This is a genomic window from Pseudidiomarina andamanensis, from assembly GCF_009734345.1.
In the GTDB taxonomy this organism is placed as follows: domain Bacteria; phylum Pseudomonadota; class Gammaproteobacteria; order Enterobacterales; family Alteromonadaceae; genus Pseudidiomarina; species Pseudidiomarina andamanensis.
This window is the reverse complement of record NZ_CP032551.1, coordinates 1,301,323-1,322,294: the sequence shown is the minus strand read 5'-3', so window position 1 is coordinate 1,322,294 and position 20,972 is coordinate 1,301,323. Positions and strand designations below refer to the sequence as shown.

The 20,972-nt window shown below is 46.3% G+C and carries 21 protein-coding genes; 14 read left to right on the top strand and 7 right to left on the bottom strand.

Features of this window, described 5'->3' with window-relative positions:
* Nucleotides 1-3 precede the first annotated feature (3 nt).
* Complete coding sequence (locus tag D3795_RS06320) at nt 4-477, top strand: phosphatidylglycerophosphatase A family protein (protein WP_156267164.1); 474 nt, start codon at nt 4-6, stop codon at nt 475-477.
* Here the strand turns inward: D3795_RS06320 and dxs are convergent.
* The 3 genes from dxs to D3795_RS06305 are packed head-to-tail and all read right to left on the bottom strand — an operon-like array spanning nt 439 to nt 3,446.
* Complete coding sequence (gene dxs, locus D3795_RS06315; protein WP_156267163.1) at nt 439-2,322, bottom strand: 1-deoxy-D-xylulose-5-phosphate synthase; 1,884 nt, start codon at nt 2,320-2,322, stop codon at nt 439-441. The genes D3795_RS06320 and dxs overlap by 39 nt on opposite strands.
* 3 nt (nt 2,323-2,325) lie before the next feature.
* On the bottom strand, nt 2,326-3,213 hold the full coding sequence (ispA, locus tag D3795_RS06310) for a (2E,6E)-farnesyl diphosphate synthase (protein WP_126760285.1): 888 nt from the start codon (nt 3,211-3,213) through the stop codon (nt 2,326-2,328).
* Nucleotides 3,210-3,446, bottom strand: coding sequence for an exodeoxyribonuclease VII small subunit (locus tag D3795_RS06305; protein WP_156269002.1), 237 nt, complete (start codon nt 3,444-3,446; stop codon nt 3,210-3,212). The genes ispA and D3795_RS06305 overlap by 4 nt, the downstream gene beginning before the upstream one ends.
* Nucleotides 3,447-3,572: 126 nt before the next feature.
* Here D3795_RS06305 and thiI point away from each other — a divergent pair, with 126 nt between their 5' ends.
* Nucleotides 3,573-5,063, top strand: a complete 1,491-nt coding sequence (gene thiI / locus D3795_RS06300; RefSeq protein WP_156267161.1) for a tRNA uracil 4-sulfurtransferase ThiI — start codon at nt 3,573-3,575, stop codon at nt 5,061-5,063.
* Nucleotides 5,064-5,110: 47 nt separating this feature from the next.
* Nucleotides 5,111-5,479 carry a VanZ family protein gene (locus tag D3795_RS06295; protein ID WP_310942450.1) on the top strand — a complete coding sequence of 123 codons (369 nt, stop codon included), beginning with the start codon at nt 5,111-5,113 and terminating at the stop codon, nt 5,477-5,479.
* A 1-nt stretch (nt 5,480) separates the two neighbouring features.
* Here D3795_RS06295 and srmB read toward each other — a convergent pair whose 3' ends face one another.
* Nucleotides 5,481-6,698 carry an ATP-dependent RNA helicase SrmB gene (srmB, locus tag D3795_RS06290; protein ID WP_156267159.1) on the bottom strand — a complete coding sequence of 406 codons (1,218 nt, stop codon included), beginning with the start codon at nt 6,696-6,698 and terminating at the stop codon, nt 5,481-5,483.
* Nucleotides 6,699-6,753: 55 nt separating this feature from the next.
* Here srmB and D3795_RS06285 point away from each other — a divergent pair, with 55 nt between their 5' ends.
* The 3 genes from D3795_RS06285 (at nt 6,754) to D3795_RS06275 (ending at nt 8,964) form a co-directional block, all read left to right on the top strand.
* Nucleotides 6,754-7,467, top strand: a complete 714-nt coding sequence (locus tag D3795_RS06285) for a tRNA1(Val) (adenine(37)-N6)-methyltransferase (RefSeq protein ID WP_126760281.1) — start codon at nt 6,754-6,756, stop codon at nt 7,465-7,467.
* 288 nt (nt 7,468-7,755) lie between these two features.
* The gene (locus tag D3795_RS06280; protein WP_126760280.1) at nt 7,756-8,715 is read left to right on the top strand and encodes a hypothetical protein; all 960 of its coding nucleotides are present in this window, start codon (nt 7,756-7,758) and stop codon (nt 8,713-8,715) included.
* Nucleotides 8,716-8,733: 18 nt separating this feature from the next.
* The gene (locus D3795_RS06275; protein WP_126760279.1) at nt 8,734-8,964 is read left to right on the top strand and encodes a hypothetical protein; all 231 of its coding nucleotides are present in this window, start codon (nt 8,734-8,736) and stop codon (nt 8,962-8,964) included.
* 56 nt (nt 8,965-9,020) lie between these two features.
* Here the strand turns inward: D3795_RS06275 and D3795_RS06270 are convergent, their stop codons facing one another.
* The 3 genes from D3795_RS06270 to D3795_RS06260 are packed head-to-tail and all read right to left on the bottom strand — an operon-like array spanning nt 9,021 to nt 13,367.
* A complete protein-coding gene (locus D3795_RS06270) occupies nt 9,021-10,694 on the bottom strand; it encodes a dipeptidyl-peptidase 3 family protein (RefSeq protein WP_156267157.1) in 1,674 nt (557 codons plus the stop codon).
* Nucleotides 10,691-11,596 (bottom strand): recombination-associated protein RdgC, encoded by a 906-nt coding sequence (gene rdgC, locus D3795_RS06265; protein WP_126760277.1) that lies wholly within the window; start codon nt 11,594-11,596, stop codon nt 10,691-10,693. The genes D3795_RS06270 and rdgC overlap by 4 nt, the downstream gene beginning before the upstream one ends.
* A 40-nt stretch (nt 11,597-11,636) precedes the next feature.
* Nucleotides 11,637-13,367, bottom strand: a complete 1,731-nt coding sequence (locus D3795_RS06260; RefSeq protein WP_156267155.1) for a sensor histidine kinase — start codon at nt 13,365-13,367, stop codon at nt 11,637-11,639.
* Between the two features lie 128 nt (nt 13,368-13,495).
* Here D3795_RS06260 and D3795_RS06255 point away from each other — a divergent pair, with 128 nt between their 5' ends.
* The 8 genes from D3795_RS06255 (at nt 13,496) to D3795_RS06220 (ending at nt 20,943) form a co-directional block, all read left to right on the top strand.
* Nucleotides 13,496-14,776, top strand: coding sequence for a mechanosensitive ion channel family protein (locus D3795_RS06255; RefSeq protein ID WP_310942451.1), 1,281 nt, complete (start codon nt 13,496-13,498; stop codon nt 14,774-14,776).
* 81 nt (nt 14,777-14,857) lie between these two features.
* Nucleotides 14,858-15,631: a DUF3450 domain-containing protein gene (locus D3795_RS06250; protein WP_156267153.1), complete on the top strand. Its 774-nt coding sequence runs from the start codon at nt 14,858-14,860 to the stop codon at nt 15,629-15,631.
* Between the two features lie 2 nt (nt 15,632-15,633).
* On the top strand, nt 15,634-17,001 hold the full coding sequence (locus D3795_RS06245) for a MotA/TolQ/ExbB proton channel family protein (protein ID WP_156267151.1): 1,368 nt from the start codon (nt 15,634-15,636) through the stop codon (nt 16,999-17,001).
* Between the two features lie 8 nt (nt 17,002-17,009).
* The gene (locus tag D3795_RS06240) at nt 17,010-17,555 is read left to right on the top strand and encodes a MotA/TolQ/ExbB proton channel family protein (protein WP_173021042.1); all 546 of its coding nucleotides are present in this window, start codon (nt 17,010-17,012) and stop codon (nt 17,553-17,555) included.
* Between the two features lie 12 nt (nt 17,556-17,567).
* A complete protein-coding gene (locus D3795_RS06235) occupies nt 17,568-17,975 on the top strand; it encodes an ExbD/TolR family protein (protein WP_126760272.1) in 408 nt (135 codons plus the stop codon).
* A gap of 2 nt (nt 17,976-17,977) precedes the next feature.
* Nucleotides 17,978-18,586: an energy transducer TonB gene (locus tag D3795_RS06230; RefSeq protein ID WP_156267149.1), complete on the top strand. Its 609-nt coding sequence runs from the start codon at nt 17,978-17,980 to the stop codon at nt 18,584-18,586.
* A gap of 11 nt (nt 18,587-18,597) precedes the next feature.
* The gene (locus tag D3795_RS06225) at nt 18,598-19,857 is read left to right on the top strand and encodes a tetratricopeptide repeat protein (protein ID WP_156267147.1); all 1,260 of its coding nucleotides are present in this window, start codon (nt 18,598-18,600) and stop codon (nt 19,855-19,857) included.
* Between the two features lie 141 nt (nt 19,858-19,998).
* The gene (locus tag D3795_RS06220) at nt 19,999-20,943 is read left to right on the top strand and encodes a porin (RefSeq protein WP_156267145.1); all 945 of its coding nucleotides are present in this window, start codon (nt 19,999-20,001) and stop codon (nt 20,941-20,943) included.
* Nucleotides 20,944-20,972 lie beyond the last annotated feature (29 nt).

The following is a 20,972-nucleotide window of genomic DNA, read 5'->3' as shown; positions in this document are numbered from 1 at the left end:
TTTATGAAACGTTTATTGCTGCATCCCATTCATTGCTTAGCCTTTGGTTTTGGCAGTGGACTTGCAGCAAAAGCACCCGGAACATTTGGTACCCTTGCCGCGATACCGTTGGTATACGCAATGCAATTTACCGGCCTACTGACTTATACCATCATCACGCTGATTGCCAGTATCGGCGGTCTGTGGATATGTGGTTATACCGCAAGAACGCTGGGTGTGCATGATCACCCTGCCATTGTTTGGGACGAAATAGCCGGCTATATGATCGCTATGATCGCCTTACCATTTACTTGGTATAACGTACTTGGCGCGTTTATTCTCTTTCGCTTTCTCGACATCGTGAAGCCAGGCCCAATTGGCTGGTGTGATCGTCACTTAAAAGGCGGGGCGGGCATTATGGTGGATGACTTGCTGGCCGGTGCGGCCAGCGCCATTGTCTTACATGGTGTCCATGCGCTGCTTGATTTGAGCCTCTAAGCCTGCAGCATCAAGCATCAATTCAGCACGAATCTCTTCTTGGCTACCGTGCTTAATAAACTCATCAGGTAACCCTAAGTGCAGCATCTGTGCAATTTTACCTTGTTGCGCTAAGTATTCGCTAACGGCACTACCAGCACCACCAGCAATGACATTCTCTTCAACACTCACTAGCAAATCGTGATCGGCGACTAACGCATCGATTAACGCAGTATCCAAAGGTTTGACGAAACGCATATCAGCAACGCTCGCGTCAATAGCTTCAGCACAGCTCATCACGTCAGTTAAAAGCGTTCCGAAGTTTAAAATCGCGACTTTTTTGCCTTGGCGAACCATGCGTCCTTTACCAATTTCAAGCTTCTGCATTTGCTCATCCATGGCAATGCCGGTGCCGTTACCTCGCGGGTAACGAACCGCTGCTGGACCTTCTTGATACATATGCCCAGTAAACAACATATTGCGACATTCATTCTCGTCGCTTGGCGTCATAATGACGAGGTTCGGCACACAACGCATATAACTGATATCGAAAGCGCCTTGATGGGTTGGGCCATCCGCGCCAACAATTCCGGCACGATCAATGGCGAACAATACAGGTAAATTCTGCAACGCCACATCGTGAATCAATTGATCATAGCCGCGCTGCAAGAACGTTGAATAGATAGCAACAACCGGATGGTAGCCGCCTATGGCGAGACCGGCACCGAAGGTCACTGCATGTTGCTCAGCAATGGCTACGTCAAAATACTGCTGCGGATACTTCTGTGAAAACTCAACCATGCCTGAGCCTTCACGCATGGCAGGGGTAACCGCCATGAGCTTCTCATCAACATTGGCCATGTCGCAGAGCCAATCGCCAAATACTTTTGAATACGACGGTGTTGACGCTTTTTTGCTTGGTAATGAAGTTTGCGACGGGTCAAATTTCGGTACCCCGTGGTAACCGATTGGATCTTTTTCAGCGGGCGCGTAGCCTTTACCCTTGCGCGTGACGATATGCAAAAATTGTGGGCCTTTCAAACTACGCATGTTACGCAGCGTATCAACCAGCAAATTCACGTCATGGCCATCAATTGGGCCAATATAATTAAAACCAAGCTCTTCAAAGATAGTTCCTGGTGCCACCATGCCTTTCATGTGTTCTTCAGCACGGCTGGCTAGATGTGAAATGCCCGGCATGCCTTGCAGTAGTTTCTTGCCACCTTCACGAATCGAGGTGTACACCTTACCGGAAAGTACCCGTGCTAAGTGGTTATTCAGGGCGCCAACGTTCTCAGAAATGGACATGTCGTTGTCGTTCAGAATCACCAACATATCGGGTTTGATATCACCGGCGTGGTTCAGCGCTTCAAACGCCATACCTGCGGTTATCGCGCCATCGCCAATAATCGAGACCACTTTTTGCTGGGTGTTATTGCGCTGCGCAGCAATAGCCATGCCCAAAGCCGCGCTGATAGATGTGCTCGAGTGACCAACGCTCAACGTATCGTATTCACTTTCAGGACGCCAAGGGAATGGGTGTAACCCGTCTTTTTGTCGAATGGTATGCAAACGATCTTTGCGGCCGGTTAATATTTTATGAGGATAGGCTTGGTGACCAACGTCCCAAACTATCTGATCATGTGGTGTCGAATACACATAGTGAAGCGCAACGGTCAGTTCGACGGTGCCTAGGCCTGAAGCAAGGTGACCACTACTTTGGCTCACCGAGTTTAATAGAAACTCGCGCACTTCTGCACATAACTGCGGTAACTGACGTTCGTTCAATAAACGTAAGTCTGCAGGTGTATTGATGCTGTCCAACAACGGTGTTGAAGCGGCTGAGTGACTACTAGATAACGACATGTATTAATGATCCCGGTTCAGCAGATGATCTGCGAATGCTTCCAATAATTGGGTATTGTAAGGAATTTTGCCCAGCGCATGAAGCGCTTTGTGGTGTAAATCGTGCAAGCGCTGCTGCGCGCCTTCTAAGCCCAGTATACTAACATAGGTTGTTTTGTTGGCTTGGATATCGCTGCCTTGGGTTTTGCCGAGAGATTCAGTATTACCGATGACGTCCAGAATGTCATCGCGTACTTGAAAAGCAAGCCCTAAATAATGTGCAAAGGCGTCAAAATGCGCGCGATAAGACTGGGCGTCATCATGCCCTGCTAAAACGCCCAATTGTACCGCGGCACGAATAAGTGCACCGGTTTTATGTATATGTACTTGAGCCAGCTCAGATTCTGGCACGGCGTTACCGGTTGCAGCTAAATCAAGCGCCTGACCGCCGCACATACCGCGATCACCGCTGCCGTCGGCCAATACATGAATCATTTCCAGTTGGCGATTTGGGTTGAGCTTCTTATCCGGACTGCTCAATAGTTCGAAAGCTAACGTTTGCAGCGCATCACCGGCTAAAATCGCGGTGGCGTCGTCAAACGCAATATGACAGGTTGGATGCCCGCGTCGCAGGCTATCATTATCCATGGCTGGTAAATCGTCATGAACCAACGAATAAGCATGAATACATTCTACCGCTGCAGCTGCGCGCTCTAAGCTATGCTGATCCGCGCCGCATAACGCACCAACATGCAAGGTTAGAAACGGTCGCACACGTTTGCCACCTAACACCAGTGCGTAGTGCATCGCTTCGTTCAAGCGTGGGGCTATCGCAACGCGTTCTTGCAGCAGGCGTGATAGGTACTGATTAATATGTTCTTTCGTATCGTTGAGCTGTTGCGCTAGGTTCACGCTTCATCCTCAGCGTTCGATTGAAATGGCGCGAGTGTTTCTTGCCCTTGCTGTTGCAGCAGTTGACTGACTTTTTGTTCGGCTTGCTGCAATTTTTGTTGGCTAAGACGAGATAGCTTCACCGCTTGTTCGAATTGCTCAAGCGCTTGTTCAAGTGGCAACTCACCCTGTTCTAACTGCACAACAATTTTTTCAAGTTGTTGCATGGCTTGTTCAAATGACAAATCACTCATAAGGCTTGGTATCCAGTAGCTACGTGGAATAATGGCGCACAAGTTACCTTGATTCCGCAGTGTGGTCAAATCAGGTATAATGCCGCCTTTTTACACTCAGTAACAGTAACGGCATCAAATAATCTCATGAAATTTATAGTTCGATTGCACGCAGAAATCACCATTAAAAGTAAAGGCGTTCGGAAGCGCTATGGCAAGGTACTGGTAAATAATCTGAAAAGTATCTTGCGACGTAACGATGTAAACGCCAAGGTGATCTGGTGTTGGGATCGAATTGAAGTCGTTGTGGCCGATGACGCACATCAAGATGCGAATCAGGTCAGTGAGATTTTACAAAAAATACCCGGTATTTCTTGGTTCAGCCGTTCGCACGAGTTACCGCTGCCGGAAGGCGATCCGACCGACTTCACCCCAATCATGGATGAAGTGTTGGCGTGTTGGCAGGATATTATTCCAGGCAAGAGCTTTGCGGTTCGGGTGAAACGCAAAGGCGAGCACCCGTTTCGCTCACTCGATTTAGAGCGTTATTTAGGTGGCGCCATATTGAAACACTGCGCTGGCAGTAAGGTGAGCTTGAAGAAGCCCGACGTGGAAGTTCGCGTTGAAATTGACCATGATGTGGTTCGAGTATTTGGTCACAAAGAGCAAGGTTTAGGCGGCTTCCCGTTGCCAACACAAGAAACTGTGCTGAGCTTACTCTCTGGCGGTTTTGACTCAAGTGTGGCCAGTTTTCAATTAATTCGCCGTGGCGCCCGCGTACACTTTTGCTTCTTTAACTTAGGTGGTGCGCAACACGAAACGGGTGTTCGGCAAACGGCCTATTATTTATGGCAACAGTACGCCAGTTCACATCCGTTGAAGTTTATTAGCATTGATTTTGCGCCGGTGGTTGAAGAAATACTGACCAAAGTTGATAACGGCTTAATGGGCGTGGTGTTGAAGCGTCAAATGCTGCGAGCAGCAGAGATTGTCGCTAATAATTTACACACGGCAGCCATTGTGACGGGCGAGGCGTTAGGTCAGGTTTCGAGCCAAACCTTAAGCAACTTAAGTGTGATTGATGAGGCCACTGACAAACTGGTACTGCGCCCATTAATCACCATGGATAAGCAAGAGATCATTAACATTGCGCAACAAATTGGCACCGCCGACTTTGCGCGAAGTATGCCAGAATACTGTGGTGTCATTTCGAATAAGCCGACCGTGAAAGCGCAACGTGATGCCTTAGCTGAAGCGGAGAGCCAACTCGATATCGAGTTAATTAAGCAGGTGGTGCGTCAATCGCGGGTTGAAGATGTGAGCCAAATTGGCGAGACCACTGAGCAGCGCGTGCAAAAAGTGGACGCGGTGCAGAGCGTCACAAGCGAGACTCATGAAATCATCGATATTCGCAGCCAGGACGAAGTGGATAATAAGCCTTTTGTGGCACCGAAAGACGATATTGTGGTGCGGCATATTCCGTTTTTTAAACTGGCAACGGCCTTTGCCGACTTGGATCATAGTAAAACCTATTTACTGTATTGCGAGAAAGGCGTTATGAGTAAATTGCAGGCGCTTTATCTACAAGAGCAAGGATATCAGAACGTGGCGGTTTATCAGCCGCCGGTGAAGAAGTAAGTAAAACGTAAACCAAATCATTTAGACGATAGCAGTAAGGATAGTAAATGACGTCAAGAAACATCGCGCGGCTTATATTTTTAATCGTACTGATTGGGTTGTCTGCAGCATTTTTAATGCAAGTATCAAGCAACCAAGTACCGCGCTTTGAGAATGCTGACAAGGTGGTACATTTTGTGGCGTTTTTTGTGTTGGCGTTGACGTTTCATCGTGCTTTCCCGATACCAATTTGGGCGGCGTTGATTGTCCTTACCTTATACGGTGTCGCCATTGAGTGGGTTCAAGGAATGTTACCGTATCGAAGCGCGAGCGTTGGCGATCTCGTAGCTGATGCTGCAGGTGCTTCAACGTATTATGCATGGGCTTACTGGGGGTTTCGCCGCAACCAATCTCGTCAAAAGAAAAAAGCGAAGTAAATTACTTCGCTTTCTTTTTATTCGCTTCTTTTTTCTTGGCCTTTTTCTTCTTGGCTTTTCCCGGCGTTGGGAATTTATATTGCGGTCTTAAATCGTCGAATACGCGACGTTCAAGTTTGACTTTCTGATAGCGTTCAATACGACCAAGTAATTCAGCGTCGTGCGCTTCAACCAAAGCAATAGCTAAACCAGATTTGCCAGCGCGACCAGTACGACCAATTCGGTGCAAATAAACGTCGGCTGTCTTCGGCAAATCGAAGTTCACCACTAACTCAACATCTTCAACATCAATACCCCGAGCAGCCACATCCGTTGCGATTAGGGTGCTGTCTTCAAACTTTTCCATGCGCGCAATAATACGCTGGCGATCGGATTGTGGCATGTCGCCGCGCAGCGTTAAGGTTTTGATACCTGCTGACTGTAATTTGCCCGCTAACTCTTCAACCCGCTCACGGGTACGAACGAAGACAATTCGGCGCCCGGTATTTTCGGCTAACACACGCTCAAGCAGCTTCAACTTGTGCTCAGCAGTATCGGCTTGATACCAACGCTGTAAGATTTTACCGCGCTCGCGCTTCGGCGGCTCCACAGTAATGTGCTGTGGTTCTTTTTGAATTTCGGCAGAGAACCGCTTCACCCCAGCACTCTCAAGTGTGGCGGAAAACAGTAATGTTTGCTTCAGGTGACGCGCTTCATTAACCAGCTGTTTCACGGCACTACTAAAGCCCATGTCGAGCATACGATCAGCTTCATCAATAACCAGCCATTCAACGTTTTCAAGCTCGTATTGGTCAGCGCCAATCAAATCAAGCAAACGTCCTGGCGTTGCGACTAAGATATCGTGACTCGCTTGGAGTTGCTGATGCTGCGAACCGTAATTTACGCCGCCGGTAATGAGTACCGTTTTGAGTTCTGTTGTTTCACCAAAAGCGTCGGCCTGTTCAGCAATTTGCTGTGCCAGTTCGCGTGTTGGTGCCAAAATAAGAATGCGTGCTGAACCAGGTTGGCGACGAGGGAAATCCAAGAGGTGTTGGATAGCCGGCAATAAAAATGCGAGCGTTTTACCAGTACCTGTTGGTGAATTGACTAATAAGTCTTGACCATCCAGAGCTGCCGGAATAACTGCTTGCTGTACTTTCGCTGGCTTGTTAATGTCAGCAGCCTTGAGAACATCGATGAGCTCGTCATCCAGTTCTAATTGTTCCCAATCGGGTGTCATGCTTAGTTCCTGTCGTTACGGATAAGTAGTACGCAAATTTCTTACGGAGAAGCCTATGGGCTTTCAATGCCGGCAATTTTACCTGAAAGATGACCAATGTGCGATGAAAGTTAGCACCGATAGCCTGCTGTTCGGAGCTTGGGTTGAGGTCGATATGGCGCAACGCATACTCGATATGGGCACCGGCTGTGGCATTCTTGCATTAATGTTGGCGCAACGAAGCACGGCATCAGCAAAAATTGAGGCGATTGAACTCGATGCACGCGCTGCCATTCAAGCACAACAGAATGCGTTGGCATCGCCGTGGCCCGACAAAATCATGATCACACAAGGTGATGTCACAACCGCGGCTTATCGTGAGAATCAGTACGACCTCATCGTCATGAATCCACCGTACTTCGCCAACCATCTGGCGAGCGCCAGCAAAGAGCGTGAATTGGCACGTCAGGGCACAGGCGATGTTTGGCGAGTGTGGTTACAACGGGCCGCTCAGTTACTTGCGCCAAATGGTCGAATTGCGGTGGTTGCACCAATACAAGCACAGGATACAATTGTTTCTGAATTAGCGGCCATGAACTTGCAATTGGCGCGCCAATACAAGGTTCAGAGCACCCCGAAAAAAGCACCTTATTTAATCTTATTGGAGTTTATTAGCGCTTCAAAAGCGGAATCTACGAAGTTCGAAAAACTAGTAATTCGCGACGAAGCAGGGCAATACACGGCGGGCTTTAAACAAATAACGAGAGACTTTTATTTAAACTTTGAATAAAAATCTCTCACTTATTTAGCATATTAATGGAACCAGTGCGCAGTGCTTTACTCAAGACCATTAGCTAAGACTGGTGGTTACGCTCCAAGTACGCAATTAACTTGGCGAAAAGTAGTATCTACAGGAATGTCGCTAATTTCACATGAAAGATGGCTAATATGTGATGTTAGAAAATTTATAGTTTTAAAAGGATCATTGTAGGTATTTATGAGGTATGTGAATTTATTTGAAATGTCCATCACGAGTATTTAGTCTGATCTTTCAATATTATAAGAAAAGGAATGAACAATGAGAAAGTTATTTATTCTAATTGCCTTTACAGTGACTTTACTAAATGAGGCTCTCGCATCACCTTATTTACTAGAGTGTAACGCTTGTTCAGTTGAAGAGCATAAATCTAGAGTTCTTGAAAATGCATATAAGATTAACCCCTTTAGAGAATTATCTTCGCATTATGTAATAGACTTAAAGACTGAGAAACTATTTTTGTATCGAGTCCACATTGACATGGAGCTTGGTTGGCAGCGCGTAAGTGGGCTCGAAACGGGAGAAGATGTGAAGTTAGCTGTTCAGGAGTTTTTTGAATCAAGAAGAAATTTAATTGCTGAGTTTGAGTCATCACCTAATATGCTGAGCGATCTCATATCGTCAGTTAGTGTCTCAGGGCTAGGGTCATCACCGAAGGAATCTAAAGTTTTTCGAGAAATAGCGAATTATACGTCGGGAAACAACGGGAAATCATGCAAAGCTTCGGATAAAGGAGTTTACGAATTTATATTAGACTCCCAATTTAGAAAAAATGTATTTGACAAAATGCTTCAATGGTATCCGGTGAGTCAATCATTCATAAACACTTGGAATAACTTCCTAAGCAAAGCGAACATTACATTTACAACAGGTTCAGGTGCCTTTTCTCTCTCTGTAGAGGGAAGTTTATTTGGGTTACCTCAAACGATAAACTTTCCCGATGGGGGGGTTGCTGATGTAATCATATCGGGAGATGGAAATACATTTGAGGTAGTAGAGGGTAGTGCATTCGATTGCGAAAATAATCAAATACCGACGGAAGAGAGCGAGTTCTCAGGAAACTTTAATTTCGGAAGTCTCAGTAGTTTTAATGGATTTCAGAACTACGGTTCTTATTTTAACGTTGAGTTTTCAGGTACAGTGTGTACGAATAATACATTTTTCACATCATGTAGATATTCAGGCGATGGAAAATATCTTTGTTCATACAGTTGTAATTAATCGCAAAAGGAAATGTAGATGGTTTTAGAACATTCTTTTACTTCAGGCCTTGGTATTTTTTATCTACTGCTTACAGCCACAGTTCATGTTGTATTAGCCATTGCCGTTTATTCAAATGCGCTTGCTACCCGAAGAGCAGGTAAGGATATTTATTTATTGAATGGTTTTTTTTGGTTCGTTTTAACACTCGTTTCAGGAATACCGAGTGCTGCGCTTTACTGGTTTGTGAATAAATTTGAGCGCGCGTGAATCATGAACAAAACGGCAGGAAAAGGGAGCCAAATATCTTGGCTCCCTTCAATCTATTAAAGACCTAGAACACTCTTACCTTGGCGGAAAGTAATATCCACAGGAATGTCGGCAGCCGACAAGCGATCTAAATCAGCTTGTAACTGCGGACTAATGTTGCCCATGGTATCAAAGAGTTCGCCAACACCTTGGTAATCGCCGTCACCTTGAAGGGTTAAAATTTTCTCTGACAAACTATTCATGGCGGCGCGCATGGCATCCATATTCACGGAATACTGACCTTGCTCGTTGCGTGAAAACGCACCGGCTTGTTCAAAGTAATTAAAGCGAATCATGTTTGCTTTGCCGTGTGCACTTGAGGCACCAAAACGAACCGAGCGAAAGATACCCGCTAAGAACGTGGTGTAGTAATCCTCTAGAACGCCTTCAGTTATCACGCCAGCTTCTAACAACTGAGTGACCATATACAAACCTAGAATGTCGGCTTTGCCTTCCTCTAGCGCTGAAGCATGTTCTTTAAGCGCTTCACGCACTGTGCCAGATTGGCCAACCAAGTTTTTGATACCAAGACCGTGTGCAACTTCATGGAACATGGTATTGGCGAAGAACGCATCAAAGGTAATGTGCTGGCGTTGCTCAGGCACAATGAGTTCGTCGGCAATCGGTAACATGATTGCGTCGAACTTCGCGCGCATGGCGTTTTTCAGCTGTAATCGACGCGTGCCTTTTTGTAACTGCACTTCTTCGTCATTTGGCAAGTTGATGGCGATAGTCTTACTTCCGGCATTCGAGTGACCGGCATAATAAACCACATCATAAGCATTGAGCTGTGCACCTGCGCCAGGCACTTCGGCTTTGTACTCAGCTGGAACCGGAAGATTCTGTTGTAGCTCAGGTAAGTACTGGGCATACACCGCTAACTTTTCACTCCATTCGAGATCTTTAATCAGCACATAAGACTCGAACGCGGCACGATAGCCGTAAAGCTGATCTTCATAGCTTTCAATAGGGCCAATCACCACGTCAATCGCGTTATTGGTCATATCCATCCAAGCAAAATCAGAAGGCTGATAGTCATTGCTCAAAAATGCATCAGCCCGCATGGTGAGATAGTTTTTGAAGCCTTCGTCTTCAGTAAACTCAGCGGCCTCGCGTAATAACGCTGCAGCTTTCTCTAACTGTGAACGGTAAGCCTCGTTGTATGGGACGGCGTAAAGCTCACCTTGGTCGTTGCGACGAACCAGGGTGTAAAGGTCGATTTTGCCTTCAAACTCGGCTTGTTCGAACTCTTCTTTGGTCATATCAGACGGATAGAAATTGGCACCAGCTGGCTTCTCACCAAATCCAGTTAAGAATGGTTTGTCGTTATTTAAACGATCCCATGGGCCGTAATTGATTGCCGCAAAATTCTTCACGTTCTCGTCGCTAATGCGATTCAAAAGACTGCTTGCGCTCGCACCATAGGCTTGCTGCCAGAATAAGTCATCCATGATTTCAGAGGCTTCAATTAACAGTTCAACCACATGGCGTTGACGCTCAGAAAGGTGGCTTAAATCAGCTGTTAAGTCCATTGGGTAGTAGATGTCGAGGCGTGATTTGGCATCGGCGACTAATTCAACAGCCGGAGCTTCGGATTGCGCCTTTTCAACCGGTGCAGGCTCTTGGCTGCATCCGAGTAGTGTTAGGCTGACTGCCAGTGCAGTCAGTGGAAAACGGATTGTTTTAATCATTGTTCGTTCCTTTGGGCAAATAAGCTCACAAGGTCTGGATAAAATGCACGGATCTCTCCAGCCAAGAGAGCAAAATCAGCATCAATTTTTTGTTCTGGGGTCGCATCAACAAGCTTATCTTGTTCATCAACTAATAAGTCCGTTGGCTTGAAACGTTTTACTGCTAGATCATGTTCTAGCACAAAAGTGAGACGTTCGTTCCAGTCTAAACCTATTTTTGTCGCTTGTTTACCATGGGCAAGATGAGTTTCAATTTCCGTACCTGTCAACGCATGTTGACGCACACGGACGATACCCCCGTCATCACTGTTATCTCGTAATTCAACTTCATCACCAAAATCGAAGTTACCCGGTGCTTTGCCGTCTTTTAACCACTGCGTGAAATAAAGCTCGCTTGGGTTCTCGCTAAATAATGGTTTGACTGGCAGAGAACCAAAACTGCTTCTGAGCATACCGAGAAAGTCTTCAGCGCGATTTGCAGCGGACGCATCCACAACAACAATATTCAAATCGGTATCAAGTAAGCCCCAAGTTAGTCGAAACCGTGTAAATGCTTGCGGTAACAATCGGTGAATAATGTCTTCTTTAAGGTTTTGCTTCTCTTTCCCGGCAACTTTACGACCCTGTTCAGCCTCAATTTGATTCACCACTTCATCAACTTCAGCGCTCACTACTGCGGCAGGCAGTACTTTTTCTTCTTTGCGCGCACAAAATAAATACGCGTGACCAATTTGATGAAATAGAACGTCACTGTGTTGACCGAATGGCGAGCTCCAACCAAAGCTTGCTAATTCTTGACGGCCACATGGACGGAAAGCATGATCACTTAGGCGTTGTTCGAGGTTTTCAGGTAAAACAAAATCATCTGCGAGCGTATAAATTCGCAAGTTCTTAAACCACATGTTATGTCCTTGATTAATAACTTCGAGATATCGAAATGAATTAGATAAATGTTACCGCTAATGTCATGCGGTAGGTTAAGCCTTGTCCCGGTTCACTTTCAGCTTCAACGGTACCGTTGAGGGTTTGGGTCACGAGATTTCGAATAATATGTGTTCCTAAACCACTACCACCTTGTTGTACCTTGGTGGTGAAAAACGGATCGAATAACTGATCGAGTTGCTGTTGCGTCAAACCTTTACCATTGTCGCGATAAACAATCACAAGTTTGTCATCGTTGCGCTCAATGGTAATGCCAATTTCACCATCTTGCTTATTTTCAAAGCCGTGAATCAAGGAATTGATAATTAAATTTGTGAAAATCTGCGCAAAGGCACCTGCTGGGCAGCGAATTTCAATATCATCAGGGCATTCAATCAGAATGCGTGGTTTAAATGGTTTTAGGCGCGGATTGAGCGTTTGAATCACACCGTTTAAGTAGTCTTTAATGTTAATTTCGCGAACTACTTCAGAAGTTTGGTCTACGGCAACTTGTTTAAAGCTGCTGATTAAATCCGATGCACGAGCTAGGTTACTTTCAAGTAAATCGAGCGATTCCTTACTGAGCTTAAACACCTTCGTAAGCTGTGCTTGGGTCAGTGCCTTTTTATTCAACGCTTCTTCGGCTTCGGTTAACTGATCACGAATATATGTTGCCGCCGTGACCGAGATGCCAATTGGGGTGTTGACGTCGTGCGTGATACCGGCAACGAGACCACCGAGAGAAGCCATCTTCTCTGATTCAATCAGTTGATCTTGGGTGCGTTCAAGCGCACTGAGCGACTCTTGAAGGCGCGTATTAATTTCGCGCAAATCGGTTTCAACCACACGTCGTTGGCGAATTTCGTTTTCCAGTGTGTCTTGCCGTAACTCGAGGTCATTTTTTTGCCGTTCCAAGTCAACCAGAACGCGACTGAGATTACTGGTTTTACGCGCGACTTCTTGCTCGAGAATACCGTTTTGCTCATCCAGCTTTCGATTCACATGCAACAGCTGCTTCTGCGCTCTATCAAGATCTTCTTGGTATTCTTTGAGATTCTCGACCAGCTGATTGTAAGCACGCTCAAGCAACAAAAACTCCGTGTTTCGTAAGCTACGAATGTGCAGTTTTGAATGTTCAAGATCGTCGAGTCTGAAGTTTTGAATCTGGCTGATTAAATCACGCATAGGGCGATTCAACATGCGATGAAACGCCACGCTAAACAGCATGATTAAAAAGGTACTTTTGACAATCGCTGAGCCGATAATGAAGTAAAGACTTACTTTGATGCGCTGAATGGCAATATCTCGGGTAGTGTACAGTGTCACATCGCCAACCTGGGTTGAATCACCAGAAAACTCAAACACTAATTTGGAGTAGTAACCAAATACACCATCGCGCTCGGGTAGTTCGTAACTATCTGCCGATATGGTAGGAAAGGCGCGAAGCGGCGGGGTGCGCCCCAGTTGGCTAACAATACGCCCCGTATCATCGCGAATCACCAATCCTGCTATCGCTGGAATATTGATAAGGCCGTCTGCAATGGCTTCAATTTGTGGCGTATTGTATTCCCAAAGCGAGCGCGCCAAAGAATGGCTAAACGTGCTTTGTTGGTTGTGTAACTCCTGAACCAACATATTCTTGGTGTCGTAATATTCCCCCACAACTTGTACCGACGTCACAATCAGGGTCAATACGAAATAGACTGAAAGTACGTTGGTAAGAAGGGATTTTGAAATACTCGACGTCGCCATTGAAAGTCCTTGAAAGCTTTCACACAAGGTACTGTAAAATAACTTTGTTCGCAATATGAGAAAGATTGAGAAAAGCGGCTTGTTGGGCTATGTTAGGGGCTCTTCAAAGGCTGAAGGTAAGGGCGACGATGGACATTATTACAAGCATGCAAGAGCAACTCGAAAGTTGGCAGGAATGGTTGTCGCAACATGCCGACATCGACACCATGGTCAAATTAGCCTTATTACTTGTTGCGGCGTGGATTGCGAATTTTGTCGTCAAAAAAATCCTCATGCGTGGGGCAATGACGGCGCTGTCCTACACGCCTGCAGGTAAAGATCGTCAGTTATTTGAACGCAACATCATCGCGCGCTTAGCCAATGTAGTACCAGCGCTTGTTATCTCCTATGGCATAAGCTCAGTTCCTAACCTGCCAGAAGAACTCACGATTGTGGTCAGCAATGTGTGTAATGCCTTTGTGGTGTTAACCATTGCACGAGCAATCAGTGGGGTATTGACGGTGGTCAACACTGTTTACGAACGACAGCCTGATGCTCATGAGAAACCAATTAAAGGTTACATACAGGTCGTCAAAATTGCGATTTACGCTGTTGCCGCCATTCTTATTGTCGCTGCCTTAATTGACCGTTCGCCGGTTATCTTGCTGTCAGGTCTTGGTGCGATGGCCGCGGTATTGATGTTGGTTTTTCAAGATACGCTCTTATCACTTGTCGCCAGTGTTCAAATTACTTCCAATGACATTATTCGAGTTGGTGACTGGGTCGAAATGCCAAACCTTAATGTTGACGGCGATGTAAAAGATATTGCCTTGCACACGGTGAAAGTGCAGAACTGGGATAAAACCATCTCAACCATTCCGACCAAGCGCTTTATCTCTGATCCGTTTAAAAACTGGCGGGGCATGCAAGAGTCTGGTGGGCGGCGAATCAAACGCAGTCTGATGCTTGATCAAAATAGTGTGCATTTTTTATCAAAAGACGAAGAAGAAAAGCTCCATCGTTTTCGTTTATTAAAAGACTACTTAAAGAATAAGCAGCAAGAAATTGATGATTGGAACCAACAATTAAAAGAAGAAGGCAAGGAGCCAGTTAATACCCGTCGAATCAGTAATATCGGCACCTTCCGTGCCTATGTATTGCAGTACTTGAAAAACCACCAGCACATTCATCAAGAAATGACGATGATGGTGCGTCAGTTAAATCCGACGGCCGATGGGTTACCGCTTGAGGTATATTGCTTTACCGCAACAACTGAGTGGGTCGCCTACGAAGGCATTCAATCGGATATTTTTGACCACTTGATATCAATCCTCCCGGAATTTGGGCTACGCGTATTTCAGCACCCTAGCGGCGTTGATATGCGCGAGATGGTCACAGAAATCAAACAAAACCGTCATAATGACACATAACTGACACAATACAGTCACCAAGCTGTCACATAACTGCAGTATCTTGCCCAGCATCATTCATTAGATGCGCAAGGTATTGTTATGAAGCATTCCTTAATTTCCTCAGTGATTCTCCTGGCTTTTGCCAGTGCGCCCGTTTTTGCGCAAGAACAGTCACTAGAGCCGGTGGTTGATGCTGCGAATAAAATTAACGCAGCAGCCAAATCATCTCAGCTGACCGTTGAAAAAATTGCGGATTCGACGCAAGAGCGTATTCAGCAATATAAGCAAATCACCCGCCAAATTCAGGGGCTTGAGGTATATACCCAGCAACTGCAGAAGCAACTTGATGCGCAATTGGTTGAAAAAGACGAACTCAACAGCTCCATTGATGAAGTGAGCGTGGTAGAGCGTCAAATTACCCCACTCATGCTGCGTATGATTGACAGCCTTGCCAAATTCGTTGAATTAGATGTGCCATTTTTACCTGAAGAGCGCGCAGAACGCGTTGCGAGCTTGCGTGATTTGATGGACCGAGCTGACGTAGATGTTTCTGAGAAATTCCGTCGCGTAATGGAAGCGTTCCAAATTGAAGCCGACTACGGTCGCAATATTGAAGCGTATAACGGCGAAATGACCGTTGATGGGCAAAGCCAAGACGTCGAGTTCTTGCGTATGGGGCGCACCGTATTGCTTTATAAAACGCGCGATGGTTCAACCATGGGCGTTTGGAATCAACAGCAGCGTGAATGGCAACCACTTGATTCAAGCTATGCAAGCAACGTGCAAGAAGCGATTCGCGTGGCACGTAAACAGCTTGCGCCAGATTTATTGATGCTTCCTGTTTTTACTCAAACTAACGGTGCTGGAGAATAACCATGTTGAAGCAAATTCTGACAGGTACCTTAGCGGCAACAGCGTTATTGATTTCTCAGCAAGCGCTGAGCGCACCGCAAGACCCAATTAATCTCGACCAGTTGTTGCAACAACTTCAGCAAGGTCAATTCGAACAAACCGAAGAAAACAAGCAACGCGAAGCACGTTTTCGCGCGGAAGCGAACGAACAAGCGCGAATTCTTCGTGAAGCGATTGCTGAACGAGACCGGTTAGAAAAACTCAGCGAAACGCTCGAAACGAATTTTGAGAAAAACGAGATTGAGCTTGCCGGCCTAACCGATACATTAACGCAACGCATGGGCTCGCTTCGTGAACTCTTTGGCGTGTTGCAACAAGTTGCTGGCGATACGAGCAGCAAATTACAAACATCGTTTGTTTCGGTTGAGTTTCCTGGCCGCAGCGAACAGCTCAGTGACCTCGCTCAAAAAATGGGTAGCAGCTCTAAGTTGGCTTCCATTGAAGAAATTGAATCAGTTTGGTTGGCACTACTCCAAGAAATGGCGGAGTCAGGCAAAGTCAGTCAGTTTGATACCGAAGTGACGCTCGCGAATGGTGAGAAGGTTACCAAGCAAGTAACTCGCGTTGGTACCTTCAACATGGTTGCCGATGGTCAGTATCTTGAACTGGTGCCAGGTACCGATACCGTCGCTGAATTAATTCGTCAGCCATCTGGTCGTTACTTGGATACAGTGACTGCCTTAGAGCAAGCAGACGAAAACCCTGTCAAGTTTGCAATGGACCCAACGGGCGGCTCAATTCTTGGCCTTTTGGTGCAAGCGCCTGATTTAGGCGAGCGCATCGATCAAGGCGGTACGGTTGGTTACATCATTCTTGCACTTGGTGTGATTGGTTTATTGATCGCTGTTGAGCGCTTTATCACGCTGACGCTGATGGGCGGCAAAGTGAAGCGTCAAATGAAGCAAACTGAAGCCCGAGAAGACAATCCATTGGGTCGTGTGATGGCTGTGCAACGAAAGTATCCTGATGTTGATACCGAAACTTTGGAGCTGAAACTTAGCGAAGCCATTCTGCGTGAAGTGCCAAAAATTCAGCGAAACCTCACGTTCATTAAGATCATCTCGGTGGTTGCACCATTGATGGGTCTGTTAGGTACGGTTACCGGTATGATCAATACCTTCCAAGCCATCACCTTGTTTGGTACGGGTGACCCGAAACTGATGGCGGGTGGTATTTCACAAGCCTTGGTAACAACTGTACTCGGCCTTGTGGTTGCCATTCCAATGACCTTGCTGTTCGCAACCTTGAACACGCGTAGCCGCAACATCGTGCATGTGCTGCAAGAACAAGCCTCAGGCATTATTGCGGAGCGCTCTGAGCGGAGTCACTAATCATGTTTCTGCTCGAATTCAGCAATGCTATTCAAGATTTCATCGAAACCGGCGGCAATGTGCTGCTGGTTATCGGGGTACTTATTTTCGTCATGTGGCTGATGATTTTAGAGCGTATCTTCTACTACTTACGCGGTCATCGCCAAGCAACAAAAGCAGCTTTGGCGAACTGGAATAATCGTGCTGACCGTTCGTCATGGCAGGCTGAACAAATTCGTGGTGCGATTATCTCGCGCGTGTCGATTGCTTTAGGCGGCAACCTACCCATCCTGCAAGCCATGGTGGCGTTATGTCCACTGCTTGGTTTGATGGGAACAGTAACCGGCATGATTGAAGTGTTCGATGTGATGGCGGTTGCAGGTACCGGCAATGCTCGTTCCATGGCGGCCGGTGTATCGAAAGCCACAATTCCGACCATGGCAGGTATGGTTGGTGCGCTATCTGGTGTGTTTGCAACAACCTGGCTACAGCGCACCGCAAAACGTGAACGGCTCAAATTAGAAGATCGTTTGTTACTCGATCACTCAAGCGCGCAATCGCTTGCTAGCAAATAGAGGTAAGGCGCAATGAAACAACATTTTGCAAATTTAGTTGATGAAGAAGAAGCACAAATTGACATGACGCCAATGCTTGACGTTGTCTTCATCATGCTGATCTTTTTTATCGTTACCGCCTCATTTGTGAAAGAGTCGGGCATTGATGTGAACCGTCCAGAAGCGGCAACTGCGGTGCAAAAAGATCGCGCCAATATTTTGGTTGCCATCAGTGATACCGGTGAAATCTGGATTAACAAGCGCCAGGTTGATGCCCGTGCGGTGCAAGCAAACATTGAGCGTTTGTATGCTGAAAACCCGCAAGGTTCGGTGGTGATTCAAGCCGATAAAAAAGCGACCACCGAAACCTTAATTAAAGTGATGGATGCCGCTCGTGCTGCTGGTGTCTTTGATGTCTCCATTGCAACGCAAGAAGACTAGTTATGAAACGTGTACTGCTCGCACTCGTCGCCGCTTTTGCTATAACTGCAGGGCTGTTTTACCTCATGCAATCGTTGATTGTAGGCGGTGAAGGGGCAATGTCAGAACCACCTAAAGGCAGTGTTCTCGACTTTGTTCGCGTGAAGCCTGAAGAAGTTGTGCAGCAAAAAGAGCGTAAGCCGCAGCGTCCACCAGAGCCTGAACAGCCACCACCGGATATGCCGCAGCCACAAATGCAAAATGAATCCATGGATGCGGATGCGGCGGGATTCGATTTCTCTGCGGAGATTCAAGCTGACACGAGCTTGTCAGGTGGCGTCGGTTTAGACACCAGTGACGGTGAATATCTGCCGATTGTCAAAGTGCAAGCGGTGTATCCGCGTCGTGCGCTACAACGAGGCATTGAAGGCTATGTTGTGGTGGGCTTTACCGTGACTAAGCAAGGCACGGTGCGTGATCCTTATGTGATTGAAGCTCAGCCAGAGAATATTTTTGACCAAGCAGCCATGGATGCGGTGCTTAAGTTTAAGTACAAACCACGCGTTGTGAACGGTGAACCTGTTGAAGTTGAAGGGGTTCAGAACCGTCTAACATTCGCCATTGATGGTTAGGAGACAATCTTATGCGTTATTTCATCATCGTCGCTGCACTTATTACGGTTTTTGTTCACTCGTCTGCGGTTGCGCAAGAGCGCAAGAAAACCCCAGCCTTGCGTGAGCAAGTCTACAGCCAATTAGCTCGCGCACAGCAACTCGCTGACGAAGGCGACGTAAACGCTGGGCTTGACGTACTGCGTAATGTTGAAAGCAAGCTCAGCAGTATGAACAGCTATGAGCGCGCCATGCTTTGGAACTTCTACGGCTATATGTATTACGGTGAAGATAACATTGCGAAAGCCATAGAGTATTTCGCCAAAGTGGTTGAAGAAGAAGCTATTCCAGAAGCACTCGAGCAAAACACGCTGTTCAGTTTAGCGCAGTTAGCTTTAGGCCAAGGCGAGTTTGAGAAAACAATTGATTATTTGCAGAAATGGGAGCGTGTAACCGCACCAGAGCAACATCAAAAAGCTTGGGTTTTAAAAGCCCAAGCACTGTATCAACAGGGTGACTATAAGGCTGCGTTAGCGCCGATAACTAAGGCAATTGATACAGTTGAGTCAAAGCAACAAGTTCCAGAAGAAAACTGGCTGGTACTGCAGCGAGCAATTTATTTCGAACTGGGTGACACCAAGCGTGTTGCCGCCGTTTTAGAAGACATGGTGCGTTATTACAATAAGCCTGAGTATTGGGTTCAGTTAGCGGGTGTCTATGGTCAATTAGGTCAAGAGAACAAGCAACTGGCTATGTTAGAAACCGCATTCCAGCAGGGCTTTCTTACCAAAGGGCAAGACTTGCTGAACTTGGCACAAACCTACTTTTTTAATGATGTTCCGTACAAGGCAGGTCAGGTTCTCGAGCAGGCGTTAGAACAGGGCGCGGTTGAACGCAACTTACGTCATTTGAAACTACTAGCGCAAGCCTGGGTAGCGGCACGTGAAACCGATAAAGCTAGCGCAGCGCTTTTGGCGGCAGCAGCGCTAAGCGACGATGGTGAACTTGACGCACAACGCGCAACCTTATTACTCAATGCTGAACGCAACAAAGATGCGATTATTGCCGCACAAGCAGCGCTTGAAAAAGGTGATTTGAAACAGCCAGGTACCATGCATCTCGTCATCGGAATGGCAGAATTGAATCTAGAAAACTTCAATGCAGCGCTGCAAGCGTTTGCCGTAGCGAAGAAATTTGACGATGCACGTAAGTCAGCAAGTCAATGGGAACGCTACGCTCAGGCAGAGCAGGAACAGCAAAATCGATTACAGGAATTACGTGCTGACATATAAGCGTCATGCGAATGCCATAAAAAAGACAAAAAACTGACACATAGTCATGAAACTGTCATATTTCTGATATAACATAGCGCCTAAATCGGGGGTGTGGTCTATAGTCCACAGAGTGTTCACCTATATTTAGTCGGCTATGTTATGAAAAAAACTTTATTGATAACTGTTCCAGCAATTCTCGCATTGGGCTCATCTGCAGTTGTTGCTGAAGAGCAACCGTTAACGTGGGATATCTACGGTAAAATTAACGTATCGTTGCAAAGTAATGACCTTGACGACGGTAACGGTTCACAAACCGATGTGGTATCAAATTCATCGCGCTTTGGTATTCAAGGCGGCGCTCAACTGAATGACGACTTAGAAGTTATCTATAAGCTCGAGTGGCAAGTTGATGTTGCTGATATTGGTGGTTCAGATAACTTAAAATCACGTAACCAGTACATTGGTTTGAAAGGCAACTTTGGTGAAATCACCATTGGCCGTCGTGACACGGTATTGAAAACAATTCAAGGCGATATCGATGTGTTCAGCGACTATGAGGCCGACGTTAAAGCCTTATTCGAAGGTGAAAATCGTCTTAGCAATACTGTGAGCTATTATTCACCAGCGTTTAATCAAGTGCGCTTCCAAGTCAGTTATACCGCGAGCGATGACCCATTGGTCGACGACGGTATCTCAACTGCAGTCAGCTACGGTGACGAAGGTCTTGATGACACGTCATTCTATTTAGGCGGTGCGATTGACCGTAAAGTTGATGGCTATGACATTGAGCGTGTTGTTGGTTACACCAAATTAGCATCGGCCGTTGTCGGTTTAATGTGGCAACAACAAGAAAAAGTTGATGGCACAGCCGAAGCGGATGGTTACGTTGCAAGCGTTAAATACCCATATCAAAACTTCACGTTCAAAGCGCAATTCCAGCGTATGGACTTCAGCGTAGACGGCGAGCAAACCTCGTTGGCAGCCGGTGTTGATTACAAGCTTGGTAAAAACACGAAAGTTTACACTTGGTATACCGGTCGTGATTTAGATTCTATCGATGTGAACCAAAGCTATTTAGCGTTAGGTATCGAACATAAGTTCTAAGCAAGGTAAACTAAGGCCATCTTATTGAT

Coding starts and splice junctions, on each gene's coding strand:
- dxs (WP_156267163.1), bottom strand. CDS start 2,322: ATGTCGTTATCTAGTAGTCACTCAGCCGCTTCAACACCGTTGTTGGAC.
- D3795_RS06270 (WP_156267157.1), bottom strand. CDS start 10,694: ATGATTAAAACAATCCGTTTTCCACTGACTGCACTGGCAGTCAGCCTA.
- D3795_RS06320 (WP_156267164.1), top strand. CDS start 4: ATGAAACGTTTATTGCTGCATCCCATTCATTGCTTAGCCTTTGGTTTT.
- D3795_RS06280 (WP_126760280.1), top strand. CDS start 7,756: ATGAGAAAGTTATTTATTCTAATTGCCTTTACAGTGACTTTACTAAAT.
- rdgC (WP_126760277.1), bottom strand. CDS start 11,596: ATGTGGTTTAAGAACTTGCGAATTTATACGCTCGCAGATGATTTTGTT.
- D3795_RS06255 (WP_310942451.1), top strand. CDS start 13,496: ATGGACATTATTACAAGCATGCAAGAGCAACTCGAAAGTTGGCAGGAA.
- D3795_RS06285 (WP_126760281.1), top strand. CDS start 6,754: ATGGGCTTTCAATGCCGGCAATTTTACCTGAAAGATGACCAATGTGCG.
- srmB (WP_156267159.1), bottom strand. CDS start 6,698: ATGACACCCGATTGGGAACAATTAGAACTGGATGACGAGCTCATCGAT.
- D3795_RS06250 (WP_156267153.1), top strand. CDS start 14,858: ATGAAGCATTCCTTAATTTCCTCAGTGATTCTCCTGGCTTTTGCCAGT.
- D3795_RS06235 (WP_126760272.1), top strand. CDS start 17,568: ATGAAACAACATTTTGCAAATTTAGTTGATGAAGAAGAAGCACAAATT.
- D3795_RS06305 (WP_156269002.1), bottom strand. CDS start 3,446: ATGAGTGATTTGTCATTTGAACAAGCCATGCAACAACTTGAAAAAATT.
- D3795_RS06275 (WP_126760279.1), top strand. CDS start 8,734: ATGGTTTTAGAACATTCTTTTACTTCAGGCCTTGGTATTTTTTATCTA.
- thiI (WP_156267161.1), top strand. CDS start 3,573: ATGAAATTTATAGTTCGATTGCACGCAGAAATCACCATTAAAAGTAAA.
- D3795_RS06245 (WP_156267151.1), top strand. CDS start 15,634: ATGTTGAAGCAAATTCTGACAGGTACCTTAGCGGCAACAGCGTTATTG.
- D3795_RS06225 (WP_156267147.1), top strand. CDS start 18,598: ATGCGTTATTTCATCATCGTCGCTGCACTTATTACGGTTTTTGTTCAC.
- D3795_RS06220 (WP_156267145.1), top strand. CDS start 19,999: ATGAAAAAAACTTTATTGATAACTGTTCCAGCAATTCTCGCATTGGGC.
- D3795_RS06295 (WP_310942450.1), top strand. CDS start 5,111: ATGACGTCAAGAAACATCGCGCGGCTTATATTTTTAATCGTACTGATT.
- D3795_RS06230 (WP_156267149.1), top strand. CDS start 17,978: ATGAAACGTGTACTGCTCGCACTCGTCGCCGCTTTTGCTATAACTGCA.
- D3795_RS06260 (WP_156267155.1), bottom strand. CDS start 13,367: ATGGCGACGTCGAGTATTTCAAAATCCCTTCTTACCAACGTACTTTCA.